The 15,913-nt window shown below is 70.6% G+C and carries 16 protein-coding genes; 10 read left to right on the plus strand and 6 right to left on the minus strand.

All coding sequences use genetic code 11. The features are described 5' to 3' along the window. Positions 1-40 precede the first annotated feature (40 nt). Together L6241_RS02680 and L6241_RS02685 are read left to right on the plus strand one after the other, a co-directional pair. Positions 41-667, plus strand: a complete 627-nt coding sequence (locus L6241_RS02680; protein ID WP_368244677.1) for an NUDIX hydrolase — start codon at positions 41-43, stop codon at positions 665-667. 23 nt (positions 668-690) lie between these two features. Next, the gene (locus L6241_RS02685; protein ID WP_368244678.1) at positions 691-2,259 is read left to right on the plus strand and encodes an SIR2 family protein; all 1,569 of its coding nucleotides are present in this window, start codon (positions 691-693) and stop codon (positions 2,257-2,259) included. Here L6241_RS02685 and L6241_RS02690 read toward each other — a convergent pair. Together L6241_RS02690 and L6241_RS02695 are read right to left on the minus strand one after the other, a co-directional pair. Next, positions 2,253-2,948 (minus strand): EcsC family protein, encoded by a 696-nt coding sequence (locus L6241_RS02690; RefSeq protein WP_368244679.1) that lies wholly within the window; start codon positions 2,946-2,948, stop codon positions 2,253-2,255. The genes L6241_RS02685 and L6241_RS02690 overlap by 7 nt on opposite strands. Before the next feature lie 35 nt (positions 2,949-2,983). Continuing rightward, on the minus strand, positions 2,984-3,634 hold the full coding sequence (locus L6241_RS02695; RefSeq protein WP_368244681.1) for an alpha/beta fold hydrolase: 651 nt from the start codon (positions 3,632-3,634) through the stop codon (positions 2,984-2,986). Between the two features lie 194 nt (positions 3,635-3,828). Between L6241_RS02695 and L6241_RS02700 the strand changes: the two genes are divergently transcribed. From L6241_RS02700 to L6241_RS02715, 4 genes are all read left to right on the plus strand, one after another. Next, positions 3,829-4,704: a hypothetical protein gene (locus L6241_RS02700; protein ID WP_368244682.1), complete on the plus strand. Its 876-nt coding sequence runs from the start codon at positions 3,829-3,831 to the stop codon at positions 4,702-4,704. A 272-nt stretch (positions 4,705-4,976) separates the two neighbouring features. After that, complete coding sequence (locus L6241_RS02705) at positions 4,977-5,159, plus strand: hypothetical protein (RefSeq protein ID WP_368244684.1); 183 nt, start codon at positions 4,977-4,979, stop codon at positions 5,157-5,159. A gap of 79 nt (positions 5,160-5,238) precedes the next feature. After that, positions 5,239-5,526 (plus strand): excalibur calcium-binding domain-containing protein, encoded by a 288-nt coding sequence (locus tag L6241_RS02710; RefSeq protein ID WP_123093378.1) that lies wholly within the window; start codon positions 5,239-5,241, stop codon positions 5,524-5,526. Between the two features lie 113 nt (positions 5,527-5,639). Further along, a complete protein-coding gene (locus L6241_RS02715) occupies positions 5,640-6,524 on the plus strand; it encodes a DUF1524 domain-containing protein (RefSeq protein WP_368244685.1) in 885 nt (294 codons plus the stop codon). A 45-nt stretch (positions 6,525-6,569) separates the two neighbouring features. Here L6241_RS02715 and L6241_RS02720 read toward each other — a convergent pair whose 3' ends face one another. Continuing rightward, on the minus strand, positions 6,570-8,390 hold the full coding sequence (locus tag L6241_RS02720) for a M20/M25/M40 family metallo-hydrolase (RefSeq protein ID WP_368244686.1): 1,821 nt from the start codon (positions 8,388-8,390) through the stop codon (positions 6,570-6,572). 232 nt (positions 8,391-8,622) lie between these two features. On the opposite strand from L6241_RS02720, the gene kynA reads away from it, so the two are divergent. Continuing rightward, positions 8,623-9,471, plus strand: a complete 849-nt coding sequence (kynA, locus tag L6241_RS02725) for a tryptophan 2,3-dioxygenase (RefSeq protein WP_368244687.1) — start codon at positions 8,623-8,625, stop codon at positions 9,469-9,471. A 4-nt stretch (positions 9,472-9,475) separates the two neighbouring features. After that, a complete protein-coding gene (locus tag L6241_RS02730) occupies positions 9,476-10,708 on the plus strand; it encodes a YibE/F family protein (RefSeq protein ID WP_368244689.1) in 1,233 nt (410 codons plus the stop codon). A 122-nt stretch (positions 10,709-10,830) separates the two neighbouring features. On the opposite strand, the gene manA is transcribed toward L6241_RS02730, so the two are convergent. After that, positions 10,831-11,979 (minus strand): mannose-6-phosphate isomerase, class I, encoded by a 1,149-nt coding sequence (gene manA, locus L6241_RS02735; protein WP_368244691.1) that lies wholly within the window; start codon positions 11,977-11,979, stop codon positions 10,831-10,833. Positions 11,980-12,063: 84 nt separating this feature from the next. Between manA and kynU the strand changes: the two genes are divergently transcribed. Beyond that, entirely contained in the window at positions 12,064-13,287 is a 1,224-nt protein-coding gene (gene kynU, locus L6241_RS02740; RefSeq protein ID WP_368244693.1) for a kynureninase, read from the plus strand. Here kynU and L6241_RS02745 read toward each other — a convergent pair. Together L6241_RS02745 and L6241_RS02750 are read right to left on the minus strand one after the other, a co-directional pair. After that, positions 13,277-14,026: an alpha/beta hydrolase family protein gene (locus L6241_RS02745; protein ID WP_368244695.1), complete on the minus strand. Its 750-nt coding sequence runs from the start codon at positions 14,024-14,026 to the stop codon at positions 13,277-13,279. The genes kynU and L6241_RS02745 overlap by 11 nt on opposite strands. Beyond that, positions 14,023-14,616 (minus strand): cysteine hydrolase family protein, encoded by a 594-nt coding sequence (locus tag L6241_RS02750; RefSeq protein WP_368244697.1) that lies wholly within the window; start codon positions 14,614-14,616, stop codon positions 14,023-14,025. Before L6241_RS02750 ends, L6241_RS02745 begins: the two co-directional genes overlap by 4 nt. A 170-nt stretch (positions 14,617-14,786) precedes the next feature. Between L6241_RS02750 and L6241_RS02755 the strand changes: the two genes are divergently transcribed. Then, positions 14,787-15,890 (plus strand): DUF4185 domain-containing protein, encoded by a 1,104-nt coding sequence (locus tag L6241_RS02755; protein WP_368244699.1) that lies wholly within the window; start codon positions 14,787-14,789, stop codon positions 15,888-15,890. Positions 15,891-15,913: the final 23 nt, after the last annotated feature.

A 15,913-nucleotide genomic window follows, 5' to 3' on the forward strand; every position in this document is an offset into this window, starting at 1 on the left:
CCCGCGGCCCGGCCTGACCGTCGACCTCGCGATCCTCACCGTGACCGGTGCCGACACCGACCCGGTGCTGAGACTGCTCGTGCAGGACCGGGAGTCGCCTGCGGGCCGAGCGCTGCCGGGTGGCTTCGTGAGGGAGCGGCAGACCGTCGCGCAGACCACCCTCGACGTGCTCAGGCGCAAGGTCGGCGTCGAGCTCGGGACCTCTGTGACGCCTCGGCTGCTGCGCCTCTTCGACGACCCGCGACGTGACGACCGCAGCTGGGTGATGTCGGCCGCCCATGCGTTGGCGTTGCCGTCGTGGGCGCTGACGGGGGCGAAGGGGGACCTCGTCCCGGTCCTGCCGGACGGCTCGCTCGAGAGCGAGGGTCGTCTGCTCTTCGACCACGACGAGATCGTCGCCGCAGCGGTGGAGGACATCCGGTCGCGTTACGAGTTCCGGGGGCGCCTGGTGGGGGTCTCTCCTGATCCGGACGGGTTCTTGCGCGAGCCGTTCACCCTGCACCAACTGCGCAAGGTGCACGAGGCCGTCGTCGGCGAGGAGATGCACAAGGACAACTTCAACCGCCGGATGAAGGAAAGTCTCGAACCGATGCTCGACGGAGGTGTGCTGATGTCATCCTCAGGTCTGCGGGGGCGACCGGCGACCCTCTACCGAAAGACAGCGTGACGGCCAGGCCCTAGGTTGCCGTCATGACGACGGAGACGGCAGGCCGAGGGCCCGAGGGCGATCACGACCACTCGCAGACTGCAGGCCACGTCTTCGTCATCCATGGATCGCTGCAGGACGTGACCTGCGACGCGGTCATCATCCCGACCGACACCTCGTTCGGGGTACGACGTCATTGGTCGAAGGTCACCGATACCGAACGACCCTCTAAGCCCACCTCCTGGGATCGGGATGGCTTCGGCCCCGCGGAGGAGAGCAGCTCCGTCTCGGTGTGGTACCTGGACGTCACGCAAGACAACTGGGCAGCCAGTGCGGGGGTCATCACTGAACGCCTGCGCAGAGCCCTCGAGGCCGCAGAACGCTCCCTGAGGGAGCCCTGGAGAGCACCCGTCCGGAAACGCGCTCAGCACCTCGTCGCCCTGCCGCTGCTGGGCACCGGAGGAGGAGGAGTCGCCTCGACCGACATGGTGGTCGACCTCCTCTCCACCCTCGCCGATGCCGTCGGAGACCTGCAGATCGACGTCGCGATCGTCGTCCCGAAGAGGTCACACTTCAACGCCTTGCAGTGGCAGCGCCGCCGATACCTGGGTTCGCCGGTCGACGACACGGGGAAGCGGCTCGGCGAGATGGCGAGACGGGGTGAGCTCGCACTGATGCTCGGGGCTGGAGTGAGCGCCGGGGCCGGGCTGCCGAACTGGTCGGAGCTCATCAGGCACGTCGCCGCACGGGCAGACCAGCAGGAGATCCGCGAGCTGCTCGAGACGAGGGCCTTCGGCAATCTGCATCTGCTCGACCAGGCCGAGCTCATCCACCGGTTGCTCGGCCGCAGCGCGCGCAACGCGATAGTCGACGCCGTGACCGTCGCACCTCGGAACAGCTCGGACCGGCGCAGCTCGGCCGCGCCGCCCAAGCCCCCGCTGCCGGCCCTCAGTCACTTCCTGCTGGCCGGCCTTCGGTGTGGTGAGGTCGCGACGACCAACTACGACCTGCTGTACGAGCGGGCAGTTGCATCTCAGACCGAGGGTAGTGAGGTGACGACCCTGCCCTACGGCCAGGTCTCCCCCGGTCGCCCATGGATCCTCAAGCTGCACGGCGATGCCCTTCACCCTGACGACATCGTCCTCAGCCGATCCTCCTTCGTCGACTACGACAGCGCACGACAGGCAGTGGGGTCGCTCTTCCAGGCGATGCTCATGACCCGGCACGTGCTCTTCGTCGGGGTGTCGTTCACCGACGACAACATCCTGCGTCTGACCCACCACGTCACGAAGGTGCGCGGCGGGATCGTCGGGACCGCACTGGCACTCGACTCCGACGTAGCGCGAGAGAGGCTGTGGCAGGACCGGCTGACGTGGGTCGGGATGCAGATCCCCGCGGACGTTCGTGAAGAGGAGGAGACCAGGACGGCGTGGCAAGCGCGAGCGATCGAGGTGCTGCTCGACCAGGTCGCTATGTGGGCTGTCGACGAGGACGAGGTCCTGCTCGACGAGGAGATCCCGGTCGTCGACGACAACCCACTAGCGCTCGACGCTGAGCAGATCGCCAGAGCGAGGGCGGGTCGACGGTGGAGGAAGACCGCTCGTCGTCAATGAGCAGTGCCTGCCCGCGCGGGGAAGTTCGTCTTCGCGTACTTGCCCACCGCGGCTGTGGACGTGACGTTGATACCGGCACCGGCAAAGCCACCGGCGATCGGCACGATCTTGGTCATGTTGATCAGGCCCTTCGACCCCGCCTTCGTCACAAGACGGAAGCCAACCGCCTTGTTGACCTTGATGAACACCTGCCCGGGGACCTTCTTGAGCGCGCCCAGAGCCATCTTGTTGCCTAGCTCGATGCCGAACTTCGAGGCCACCCCCGCGCCAGCCGACCCGAGAAGAGTGAGCAGCACGACGGCCCGCACCTCTTCGCTGCTGATGTCGTAGCCGCGCAGGTGGGCGATGGAAGCTGCGAGCCTGCCTTGCTGGATGTACAGCACGGCGACATCAGTCGGGATCGTGACGGGAAGAGTCACCAGGCCCCCGACACCGGTCGCGAAGCCCGACGCACCGACGATGCGTTGATGAGTCCGGATCAGACGGTCGATGGCCAGCTCCACGTCACCATGCTGCGCGAGGTGGTCGTCAGCGATCTTGCGGGCCCCGTCCAGCGGTCCGAGCCCGTCGACGCCGACATTCAGCACCTTGGAGATGACCGCGGTTCCGACTTTCTCCGCGCGCGACTGCTCTTCTAGCTCAGACATCGCTCCCCTGTCGAAGTTCTCAAGACCCGGCGGGCACACCATGGGTTCTCCGTGTCGCTTTCTGCCCATTCATCGGGTCAGTGCGTGTCAGATCCGAGCTGGAGGATCGCGCGAACGGAGCGGGCAGTGAATGGCTGCCAGACGCGCGGTAGGACCATCTCGTGCACGTCCGGACCTACCTCCGTGATCTCCACAGTCGCCGCGTCGGTCCGCGCTCGGCCGACGAAGCCCGTCATCGATGACAAAGGGCACGTCCGATCGAGGCCTGCGTACCCAACCCGAAGGTGCTTCCCGCTGAGCGTGTACGTCGGCTCTTCCTCCGGTAGCCAGGGCACCAGACCCACGACGCCGACGACCCCGTCCATGTCAGCCACCCGAACGGCAGTGCGACCACCCATCGAGATCCCGACGAGGACGATCCGGACGCCCTCGCCGTACATCCGTCGGGCCTGCTGGACAGTCTCCGCAGCCTCACGGACAGGAGTCGGGTCCGCGTCATCGTCCCAGCCAGCAAGTCGATGCGCGAGGGCCCAGGTCGCGACGCCCTCTTCCCGCAGCGTTCGGTCCACACCGTTCTGGATCCAATGAGAGTTCATGGTGGCGGGTAGCCACGTTCGCCGTGGCCGCACCGCCTTCGTCGGGTCGTCCGTACCACCGTGCAGCACAATCACGCACGCTGTCGGATCTGCAGGCCCGAGCCGTCGCACTTGTTCCTCGGTCAATGTCATGGCGCACGTCCCCCACTCGCTCTTCCAGGTGCCGACGAGTGTGCAGCCTAAGGACCTGCTCTGCTGGCGTTTGGCTGAAGCCGCGCTCTGCGACCATCGTGACGTCACAAATCCGGCGAACCTCCCACGCGCGACAAGTAGGCGTCATAGCGTCCGGTATGGCTCCTCACCCTGCACGCAAGGTCGGACCGACAATGGCGGAGCGGATGCGGATCGTGTCCAACGGCCCCCCACCCCAGATCCAGAAGTACGCGTTCCTGGTCCCCTGGACCAAGCCGTCGAAGATCGAAGTTCCTCGGCAGATCAAGATCGAGCTGGTCCACGTCAAAGACTCAGGTGCATCGATGGCACTTCCTTGCTCGACGGGAGGGGAGGCGCGCAAGGTTTGCAACCAGAACAGGCTGGACTACTTCTGGTCCGGCGGCGGTGTCGAGTTCATCGACTGCAAGGAACTCTTCGGGCCAACCACGCCTGTCTGCGAATCACGATCGTCGCTGGCCGATCTCGTCGACATCGGCCCCGACGGATGCACCCTGCCTGAATCCGCCTCGGCTGGAGGCTGGGTCGAGGGCGGACCCCTTGGCGCTCGATGCCCTACCTGTCACGACCCCGCCCGCTGGTTCGACTGGTGGACCGCCGGAGCCCACGGTGACCCTGCCTCATTTGTGGTCTGGTGCGACAAGCACCGAAACATTACCCACCTGCTCACTGAGGACGGACTTGCCGATCTCGTCACGGCGAGACGGGTGCTCGACTCACGCCTCTGGGCCGCTGGCGTCGTCGGCGCACAATACGGGTCCGTCTACGCCATCGACGTCCTCGGTGTGATGAACGGGATCTATGTCGGTCAGTCCATCCACCCCCCGGTCGTGCGTTGGAAGCAGCATCTGGACGGGGTCCATGCAGCCAAGGTCTTCAAGCATCCGGACAAGAGCGTGGGGAGGCTGAGGGAGGATCTCCCTCCACAGCCGACGATCAGTCGCCAGCGCGTCGCCCTCGCCGCCGAACGATGGACTGCTGCGGTCTTCGAGCGTGATGGCTACGTGGTCTACGGCGACGGAGCGAAGTAGTCGCCACAAGATCCAGCAGACCCCTCGCGACCGACCACGGACAGATGAGACGTGGCAGATGGTGCGTTCTTCGCGAATCGCCGGTGGCGACACAATCTGCGGCGTAGATTCTGCGCACCAGACCAAGGAGGGGCCATGCCAGACGTCAGATATCGGTGCAAGTGCCAGTCGTGCAAGCACGAGTGGACGAGCCACAAGAACGGCACTCCGAACAACTGCCCGCAGTGCCGCAGCCGTGTGATCGCGATGAGCCCGTTGCCGGGGCGTGGGTGATGAGCGAGCTCTACGACGACGTCCACGCGGCCGACCGACTGATGGGGCGCGATCTCCTCCCCCCGACCAGTCACGAGGCGGCGCCGAGCGTCGAGGCAGTGGAGCGCGGTGTCCGGGAACGTCCCGACGGCACTCGAGAATCCTACGAGCGCATCGAGTTCCGCCCCGATCGAGGTCGCTGAGGGCGAGGGGTTCGGCGCTGGGGCCGCTGATCTGCGCAAATACCAGGCGCACCGTTCACACTGCATCTACTCTCACCTCATGCGCCGCACCCTCGCCACGCTGACCGCGTCTCTCGTCTGCCTCACCCCCGCCGCCGTCGCACTCGCAGCGCCGGCCCCGACCACCGCGTCCGCCGGCGTGAAGGTCTACAAGAACTGCACCGAGCTCAACAAGACCTACAAGCACGGCGTCGGCAAGGCCGGTGCGCGCGACAAGACCCGGAGTGGCACGAAGCCCGTGACCAACTTCCGGGTCAACACCAAGGTCTACAACGCCAACAAGAAGCACGACCGCGACAAGGACGGCGTGGCCTGCGAGAAGCGCTGACCCAGCCCGGCGCGCCCACCACGCGCCGCCGCTGGCACCCCTTCGTCACCGTCACCTCGGCGCTCCTCGCCCTCACCGGGTGCGGGGCGCTGAGCTCCGTCTCGGCGCCCGAGGTGACCCTCACCGTCTCGGCGCCGCCGGCCACCTCGACCACGCGGACCACCCCTTCGCCGACGACCTCCTCCCCCGCCCTCGCCGTCCTCGCGGCCCTCCCGGTCAAGGGCCGCGCACCCAAGACCGGGTACGACCGGGCGGTGTTCGGGCAGACGTGGAGCGACGACCACGCGATGAGCGGCGGGCGCAACGGCTGCGACACCCGCAACGACGTCCTGCGCCGCGACCTCGCCGATGCCGTGCTCAAGCCGGGCACCAACGGCTGCGTCGTCCTCACCGGGACGCTGCGCGACCCCTTCGGCGGGGCGGTCGTCGACTTCGCGCGCGGGCCCGGCACGTCGAGCCTCGTCCAGGTCGACCACCTCGTCGCGCTCTCCAACGCGTGGCAGACCGGCGCGCAGCTCCTCACCGCGCAGCAGCGTCAGGACCTCGCCAACGACCCCCTCAACCTGCTCGCCGTGCAGGGTCGCCTCAACGCGCAGAAGGGCGACGGCGACGCCGCCACCTGGCTCCCGCCACGCAAGACCTTCCGCTGCACGTACGCCGCCCGTCAGGTCGCCGTGAAGCAGCGCCACCACCTGTGGGTCACCGCTCCCGAGCGGGACGCGCTGCGACGCGTCCTCACGACCTGCCCGGGCCAGCGGCTCCCCACAGCGGCCTCCACCGCCGTCCCGCCTGTGGACGGGGCGAAGGGGGTCGCCTCCCCCTCGCCGCGACCGTCACCGGTCGTGCCGGCACCGACCTCCTCGCCCGTTCCCACAGGCACTGTGAGCTACGAGAACTGCGACGCCGCCCGTGCTGCGGGCGCCGCACCGCTGCACCGGGGCGATCCCGGATACGCCTCGACGATGGACGGCGACGACGACGGGGTCGCTTGCGAGTAGCCGACCGCGTCGCGCGAGCACTGCACCTACCTGGCCGCCAGGGCATCATGGCCCACACGCAGCTGGCCGAGCGAGAGGAGCAGCGATGAGCGAGCCGAGTCGGAAGGGGTGGGTCGCCCAGTACCTGGAGGACAAGCGTGAGCCCCTGATCATGCTCTTCGTGTGGATCCCGCTGCTGGCCGCCGTCCTCTTCGGCGGCCTGCTGCTCCTGGTTTTCGTCTCGACGTAGATCTGACCTGGCGTCGCGGAGTGGCTTCGAGGCTCGGGCCCTGGCGGGCCCTCGCACCTCAGCCAGCGACCAGGACTGGCGCTCACCCCTTCGTGCGGAAGGCCGAGAAGACCTCGTACATGTAGTCGCTGCCCTGCTCGAGGGCCTCGACAAAGATCCGCTCGTTGTTGCCGTGCATGCCGATGAGCTGCTCGTTGCTGATGACGTAGGGGTAGACGCCGTAGCCCGGCACGCCCTTCTCGCGCCACGGACCCAGGCTCGTGCCGGCCTCGAAGAGCGCGGGCGTGAAGGGCACGTCCTCGTAGGTCCGCCGCGACGCACCCGACAGCGCGCGCCACAGGTCCGTGTCGAGGTCGGCCGGGGGCGTCGCCCAGGTCTTGTCGAGGCGGGCGAGGGTCTGCGACTCGCTCTCGCCGGGGGGGGCCGACGACTCGGACCTCGACGTCGCGGTGGCGCAGCAGCCGGCGCACCGATGCGACGAAGTCGCGCGGCTTCTCTCCACCGGGGATGCCGCGGCAGTTGATCCGCGTCGTCGCCTCGGAGGGGATGACGTTCTCCTTGTACCCCGCCTCCTGGATGACGAAGGCGTGCGTCGTGCGCAGCAGCGCCCGGTGCAGGTAGGGGTAGTCGGAGAGGTGCTCCACGAGCTTCGCCGCGCGCTCGCGCATCCGGTCGTTGCGGGCCCGGAGCAGCAGGCGGATGGCCGCGGCGAAGCGGCGGTCGTCGGTCGCCCTCGCGAGGGCCTCGAAGTAGTCGCGGGTCACGCGGGTGAGGTGCACGGGCGCCTCGTAGCGTCCGAGGTCGCTGATCGCGCGGGACATCGAGACGATCGCCGAGTCGTCCGGGATCGGCTTCGAGGAGTGGGTGGCGGTGCCCGTCGCGACGAGCTCGAGGTTGAAGTAGACCTTGTCCTGGCGGGTCGCCGAGATGAGCATCGGCGAGGTCTTGTCGCTCTGGGCGATGAACCAGCCGCCCTCGGTGAGCACGCTGCCCGCGTCGATCTTCTCCCAGTGGTTCTCGGCCAGCCAGCCCGAGCCGTACGACCCCGCCTCCTCGTCGCAGTCGGTGAGCACGATGATGTCGCGGTCGAAGGTGGCCCCCTCGTCGAGGTGGCGCAGCAGCGCGGTGATCATCGCCGAGTTCGCGCCCTTCATGTCGAGCGCGCCGCGGCCGTAGACCTCACCGTCGACGACCTCACCGGCGAAGGGGTCGACGTCCCAGTTCTCCCTCTCGACCGGAACGACGTCGGAGTGACCGAGCAGGAGCAGCGGCTCTTGCGCGCCGGTCCCCGGGATCCGGGCGATGAGGTGCACGTTGTCGGGCTGCGGGGTGTCGATGATCTCGACGGGCACACCCGCGCGCTCCCACACGGCCTTGAGCATCTCGGCGTGAGGACGGGTCTTGCCGCCCTGGCCGCTGTTCTGCGTGTCGAAGGAGAGCATCCGCTGGAGCAGGTCGAGCGGGTCCATGTCGGCGGCCGGGATGGCCGCGCCGGAGATCGTCGTCGCCGGCTGCGGCGAGCGGGTGAAGGCACCCGCGCCGCCGGCGGTCGCGACGCCGAGGGCAGAGACGCCGATGCCTCCGAGGAAGGCTCGACGGGGCAGGGTGCTGGGGGACGTCTGAGGTGTCTGGTCCATCGTCGACTCCTTTGTCGGTGGTCCTCGCAGGCTCTGCCCGACGTCGATCCGAGCGAAGGGGTGACCGCCCGGTAGCGAGGTGAGCGGTCGCCCTTCGCGACCAGCGGCAGGCGTCCTCACCAACGCGTGACCGGCTCCTGGGGAGCCCATGACGCGGTCGTGACCAAGGTCAGGAAGGCCGCTCTCCCCCTTCGCCCTAGGCTGACGCCCGACCGCCCGACGAAGGAGCCCCATGGCCGACAACACCCGCGACCTCGAGCAGGGGATCCACGAGGACTTCCGCGAGGAGATGAGCTACGGCTCGTACCTCGCGCTCGACACGCTGCTCGACGCGCAACGGCCGGTGAGCTCGCCGGAGCACCACGACGAGATGCTCTTCATCATCCAGCACCAGACCTCCGAGCTGTGGCTCAAGCTCGTGCTGCACGAGACGCGCTCGGCGATGGAGCTGCTCGCCGCCGACGAGATGCGGGTGGCGCTCAAGCGGATCGCGCGGGTCAAGCACATCCAGCGCACCCTCACCGACCAGTGGTCCGTGCTCGCGACGCTCACGCCGACGGAGTACCAGCAGTTCCGGCCCTTCCTCGGGCACTCGTCGGGCTTCCAGTCCTGGCAGTACCGCGCCGTCGAGTTCGCCCTCGGCAACAAGCACCCGGGGATGCTGAAGGTCCACGAGGCCGACCCGCAGGCGCACCAGGTGCTCGAAGAGCTGCTGCACGCCCCGAGCCTGTACGACGAGTTCCTGCGCTACCTCGCCCGGCGCGGGTACGCGATCCCCGAGCACGTCCTCACGCGTGACGTCACCCGGGCGCACACGACCGACCCCGAGCTGACCCGGGTCTTCACCGACATCTACGCCCACGCCGACGAGCACTGGGACGTCTACGAGGCGTGCGAGGAGATGGTCGACCTCGAGGACAACTTCCAGCTGTGGCGCTTCCGCCACCTCAAGACCGTCCAGCGCACCATCGGCATGAAGACCGGCACCGGTGGCAGCTCGGGCGTGAGCTTCCTCCAGCGTGCGCTCGACCTCACCTTCTTCCCCGAGCTCTTCGCCGTCCGCACCGAGATCGGCGGCTGACGGCATGGGAGGTGGGCACAGCCACACGCACGACGCGCCCCAGGTGTCGACGCCGCGCGGCACCCGCATCGCGCTCGCCGTGACCGTCGCCGTCATCGCGCTCGTCACCGTCGTCGGCATGTGGGTGCTGCGTCCGACGGGCGAGGGCCGGCCGGAGGTGCGCGAGAGCAGTGCGAACGGCGTGACCTACCTCGAGGGCGAGGTCGTGTCGGTGACCCCGCTCGACTGCGGAGCCTTCGGGACCGACCCGTCGACGACGACGGGTGCGGCGCCCGCCGGCGCCGAGTGCGGCCGGGCGAGCGTGCGCATCACCGACGGGGCCGAGCAGGGCGAGAGCGTGCAGGTCGACATCCCGCCCGACGCGGTGCGCGAAGGGGTCGGCGCACCCCTGGTCCTGCTGAAGATCCCCGGGCAGGTCGCGGGCTCGCCGTACACGTACTACGACATGCAGCGCGGCCAGCCCCTGCTCCTGCTGTCGATCGCCTTCGCGCTCGTCGTCGTCCTCGTCGCCCGGTGGCGCGGGCTGCGGTCACTCGCTGGTCTCGCCGTCGCAGCGGCCGTCGTCGTCGGCTACCTCATGCCGGCGCTGCTCGAGGGGCGCAGCCCGGTCGCGGTCGGGCTCGTCAGCTCGGCGGCGATCATGATCGTCGTCCTCTACCTCGCGCACGGGGTCTCGGCGCGCACGACGACCGCCCTGCTCGGGACCTTCGCCGGGCTCGCCGCGACGGCCGGGATCGGTGCGCTCGCGGTGGCGCAGGCGCGGCTCACCGGGGTCAGCGGCGACGAGAACGCCGCCCTCCAGCAGGCCGCGCAGCAGATCGACCTGCGCAACCTGCTGACCTGCGGGATCATCCTCGCCGGCCTGGGCATCCTCAACGACGTGACGATCACCCAGGCCTCCGCTGTCTACGAGCTGCACGAGGCGGCTCCCGACCTCTCGCCAGTACAGCTCTACCGCCAGGCGATGCGGATCGGGCGCGACCACATCGCCTCGACCGTCTACACCGTCGTCTTCGCGTACGCGGGCGCGGCGCTGCCGGTGCTCCTCGTCATCAGCCTCGTCGACCAGCCGATCGGGCGGATCCTCACCAGCGCCGACATCTCCGAGGAGATCGTGCGCACCATGGCCGGCGGCATCGGCCTGGTCCTCGCGGTCCCCGCCACCACCGCCCTCGCGGCTCTCGTCATCCGGTCTGGGCAGGGGTCGGGCCAGGGCTCCGGGCGCCACGCCGCCTGAGCCCACCCCCGAGAAACTGGCATCAGCCTGGGTTACAACCCGGGTCGGTGCCAACTTCTCGGAAGGGCAGGGCGGGGGCAGCTCCTCGAGAGACGGCGGGGGTATCCCCCTTCGCCGTCGGGTCAGCGAGCAGAGGCGAGGTACAGGCGGCCCGCGCCGGTGAGCCGCAGGCTCCCCGGGTCGGGCACGAAGACCGCGTCGCCGCGACCCAGCGACACCCCTTCGCCGTCGACCTCGAGCGCGAAGCCCCCGTCGACGACGATCGCGACCGCGGGCGAGGCGGTCTCGACGACCGCGTCGCCGGTGATCGTCCGCAGCTCGAAGGGGACGTCGGCCCCGGACGGGACGGACGCGGGCCGGTGGACGAGCACGTGGTCGCCCTCGGGCTCGGGCACGAGGCGGGGCGGCTCGCAGTCGGCGAAGTCGAGCACGGCGAGCAGCTCGCGGACGTCGACGTGCTTGCCCGTGAGCCCGCCGCGCAGCACGTTGTCGCTGGGTCCCATGAGCTCCATCGCGACGCCGGAGAGGTAGGCGTGGATGTTGCCCGCCGGCAGCCACAGCGACTCGCCCTCGTCGAGCACGACGTGGTTGAGCATGACGGCGACCGCGACGCCCGGGTCGCCGGGGTGCCGCTCCTCGAGCCGCCCGACGACCTCGAAGCGCTCGGGGTCTCGAGCCGCGGTCGCGCCGAGGTCGGCGGCGAGCCCGGCCGCCACCGGGTCGTCCGAGAGCAGCCACTCGACGCTGCAGTGCAGGCCGTCGTCGCCGTCGAGCAGCTCGAGCCAGCGCTCGTAGGGGGCCGGGTCGTCGGCGAGCGTGCGCAGGGCCTCGACCTCCGCACGCGTGCGGGCCAGCGGGGCGAAGCCGCACAGAGCCTCGAAGCCGTCCTCGACGGCGACGACGAGCTCGGGCTTGGCCTGGGGGTCCTTGTAGCTGCGGTGCGGGGCGTCGCGCGGGATGCCGCGGGCGTCCTCGGCGTCGAAGCCCCGACGGGCCCGCTCGGCGCTGGGGTGGGCCTGCAGGCTCAGCGGCTCCGCGGCGGCGAGGACCTTGAGCAGGTAGGGCAGCTCCTGGCCCGTGCTGCGCTCCCAGTCGAGCAGGCTCTCCCACGGCGCGTCGACGCATCGGCTGGGCGAGCCCGGGTGCGACCCGAGCCACAGCTCGGCCTCGACCGCGTCGCTCTCCCCCGACCCGAGGACCCGCGAGATGCCGCCCCGCTGGCCCCACGCGTAGTCGCAGGGCTCGTTGCGGATGGGCACGATGGGGGTCACGGGCGTCATTGTCACCCATGGACGCCGCCGTCGGCCGATCCCCCTAGGGTGGGCGCGGCACCGCTGCCCCGTCGAAGGAGAGCCATGGACCTGCGCACCCGCGCCGCCGAGCTGGACGCGAGCGACCCGCTGCGCGAGACCCGCGACCTCTTCGTCCCCGCCGGCGGGGGCGACGACGTCGTCACCGCCTACCTCGACGGGAACTCGCTCGGACGCCCCCTTCGCGCCACCGCCCAGCGCCTCGACGACCTCGTCCACCGCGACTGGGGCACCCGGCTCATCCGGTCGTGGGACGAGCGGTGGATGGAGCTGCCGACCCGGCTCGGCGACCGCCTCGGCGAGGTCTGCCTCGGCGCGGCCGCCGGCCAGACCGTGGTCGCCGACTCGACGACCGTCCTGCTGTACAAGCTGCTGCGCGCCGCCGTCGCCGCGGACCCCGAGCGCGACGAGATCGTCCTCGACAGCGAGAACTTCCCCACCGACCGCTACGTCGCCGAGGGCATCGCCGCCGAGACCGGCGCCCGTCTCGTGTGGGTCGAGCCCACGCCAGAGGAGGGCGTGACGCCCGAGCAGGTCGCCGCGGTCGTCGGCCCCCGAACCGCCGTCGTCCTCGTCAGCCAGGTCGCCTACAAGTCGGCCTGGCTCGCCGACCTGCCCGGCATCACCCGGGCCGCGCACGACGCCGGCGCGCTCGTCCTGTGGGACCTGTGCCACTCCGCGGGCGTCGTCCCCGTCGACCTCGACGAGTACGAGGTCGACCTCGCCGTGGGCTGCAGCTACAAGTACCTCAACGGCGGCCCGGGCGCACCCGCCTTCGCCTACGTCGCACGTCGCCACCAGGGCCGGCTGCGCCAGCCGATCCAGGGGTGGATGGGGCACGCGCGGGTCTTCGAGATGGGGCCGGGCTACGAGGCCGGCACCGGCATGCGCTCGTGGATCTCGGGCACCCCGCCCGTGCTCGGCATGGTCGGCATCGAGGACACCGTCGATCTCGTCGAGTCCGTCGGTCTCGACGCCATCCGCTCGAAGGCTGCCGCCCTCGGGGACTTCGTCGTCGACGCGGTCGACGCCCGTCTCGCCGCCCACGGCGTGCGCGTCGTCTCGCCCCGCGACGCCCAGCAGCGCGGCGGGCACGTGACGATCGCCCACCCGCGCTCGCGCGAGATCTACCAGCAGCTGTGGAGCGAAGGGGTCGTCCCCGACTTCCGCGAGCCCGACGGCATCCGGCTCGGGCTGGCTCCCCTGTCGACCTCGTACGCCGAGGTCGCGCACGCGCTGGTGCGCATCGAGGAGCTGCTCAGCCGCTGACCTCGCGGACGAGCTCGAGGACCCGCGGCCAGTACGGCGACTGGGGGTCGACGACGTCGAAGTGGTGCGCACCCGCCAGCGTCACCGACTCCGCCGGGAAGTCGGTGCTCAGGTGCAGCGGCACCGTCGCGTCGGCGTCGCCGTGCGCGAGGAGGACCCGCGGGGCGTCGGGCCCGTAGCCATCGGTGGCGAAGGGGGCCGACCACCGCTGCCTCGGGTCGACGGTCGCGTAGGCCTGCACCTGCCGCTCGGGGGTGCCGCCGACCCAGTCGACGACGGCTCCGTCGCCGAGCTCCTCGCGCGCTGCGGCGACGAGATCCGCGACGGGCGCGAGCGCGAGGACGGGGACGCGAGGGCGGTCCGGCGTCGCCCCCCGCAGGAGGACGAGCGTCCCGCCGGCCGAGTGACCGACCCACGTGCCGAGCTCGCCGAGATGGTCCTCGAGGGCCTCGAGGTCGGTGACGCTCACGACCGGGTCCCCGGGCACCCGACGGTACTCGGCGAGCACGACCCGGTAGCCGGCGTCGGCGAGCGCGCGCGCCTGCGGGCGGGCGTGGGCGCGGTCGATGCTCGGGCGGAAGTATCCGCCGTGGACGACGACGAGCAGCGGGCCACGCTCCGGCCCGTAGACCTCGTAGACCTGGTCGGGGTCGTCGCCGTAGCGCTCGAGCACCCCGCTCGGACCGGTGTCGGCGAGCAGGCGGGCGAGGACCGCTCCTTCGTCCTGCGCCGCGCTCATCGGGGGCCGCCGCTGCCCGGCGTGCCGCGTCCGGAGAGCCAGTCGGCGCACTCGTCCTGGTGGAGCAGTGGCTGGCGGACCTCGTCGCGCAGGAAGGCCAGGAGCGCCTCCGCGAGCTCGAAGTTCTCCGATGCGCACGCCTCGCGCGCGATGGCGACGTCGAGGTCGAGCGCGAAGCCGTGGGTCGCGGTCTGGGCGATGCACGAGTGCGTCGACACGCCGCACAGGGGGATGCGGCCGACGCCGCGCTCGCGCAGCAGCTCCTCGAGCTCGGTGCGCACGAAGGCGCTGTCGCGGGTCTTGACGACCTCCAGCGCGCCCTCGGTGTCGAGGCCGTCGAGGGGTGCGGCCTGCTCGGTGCCGGGGAAGGCGAAGCCCTGGTCGTCGCGGCGCATGCTCAGCGTCCACGTCGAGCGGTCGCGGGCGTGCTCGGTGCGCACGAGGACGACGTCGGCGCCAGCGTCGCTGGCGGCCGCGACGAGGTCGTTGACGCGCGGGAGGAGCCACTCGCGCTGCTCGTCGAGCACCGGGTCCTCGAAGTAGGAGTTCTGCATGTCGACGACGACGAGGGCGGCGCGGTCCTGCGGCATCAGCGGGCGCGGTCGTGGAGGGGTGCGGGCACCTGCTCATCTTCGCCGGGGCCCGCGCCGAGGTCCACACCCCGCTGGACGTGCTGGTGACCCGGCAGTACCCGCCGGTGACACGATCCTGGAGGTGGCGACGGGTTAGGTTCGAGCCGTCGCGCCGACGAGGAGGTGCCGTGCCGACGACCCGAGCTCGTACCGCGCTCGTCGCGAGCGCCCTGCTGCTCGCGCCCCTCGCGGCAGCCTGCGACAGCCCGTCCCCCGCCCCCGGCACGTGCGGTGCCGCCGATGCCGAGCTGCCGACGGCCCAGCCCGCGCACGACGAGGACGCCCGGGTCGACGCGATGTCCGGGCCGGGGTGGGTCGCCGGTGACTCGACCTACTCGGTCGTGCTGCCCGACGGGCGGGTGCTGTGGCTCTACTCCGACTCCTTCGTCGGCTCGCTCGGCCTGCGCGGGCAGCCCGGGCCGGGGACCGTCATGGTCCACAACGCCCTCGTCGTCCAGTCACCCGATGGCACCTCGCGCACCCTCACCGGGACGCGCGACGGCGAGCCCAGCGCCTTCTTCCCCGACGTCGACGAGCGCACGTACCACTGGGTCCAGGACGCCACCGTCGAGGGCTCGCAGCTCACCGTCTTCCTCGCCCGGACGACGGGCAGCGGCAGCGACTTCCGCTGGGCCGGGACCTCGGTCGCACGGGTCTCGCTGCCGGACCTCAGGCTGCTGAGCATCACCGACGTGCCGAGCGCGGGCGACGTGGCCTGGGGCGCGGCGGTCATGGAGCGCGAGGACGCGACCTACGTCTACGGGGTGGAGGACCGCGGCTCCGACAAGCACCTGCACCTCGCGAAGGCACCCCCGGGTGCCGTGCACGACCGGTCGCAGTGGTCCTACCGCACCGCCGACGGGTGGTCGACGCGGCCGGAGGACTCGGCGCGGATCACCGACGGCGTCGCCAACGAGCTGTCGGTCCAGCCCTACGACGGCGGGTACCTGCTCGTCACGAGCGACACCCGCGAGCTCTTCTCCCCCGACGTCGTCGCCCGCACCGCGTGCTCCCCCGCCGGCCCGTGGGGCGAGCCCCAGCTCGTCTACACCGCGCCGGAGCCCGGCGAAGACGAACGCTTCGCGTACAACGCGCACGCGCACCCCGGGCTGCCGGGTGCCGACCCCGACGAGCTGCTCGTCTCGTACAACGTCAACACCTTCGACAGCGACCGGCTCTTCGCCACCCCGAGCATCTACCGCCCCCGCTTCGTGCGCCTCCGCCTCCCCTGACCACCGGGCACGTGGTCTTGCGG

Origin of the sequence: Janibacter sp. Y6 (assembly GCF_040900765.1) — a bacterium.
Taxonomy (GTDB): domain Bacteria; phylum Actinomycetota; class Actinomycetes; order Actinomycetales; family Dermatophilaceae; genus Marihabitans; species Marihabitans melonis.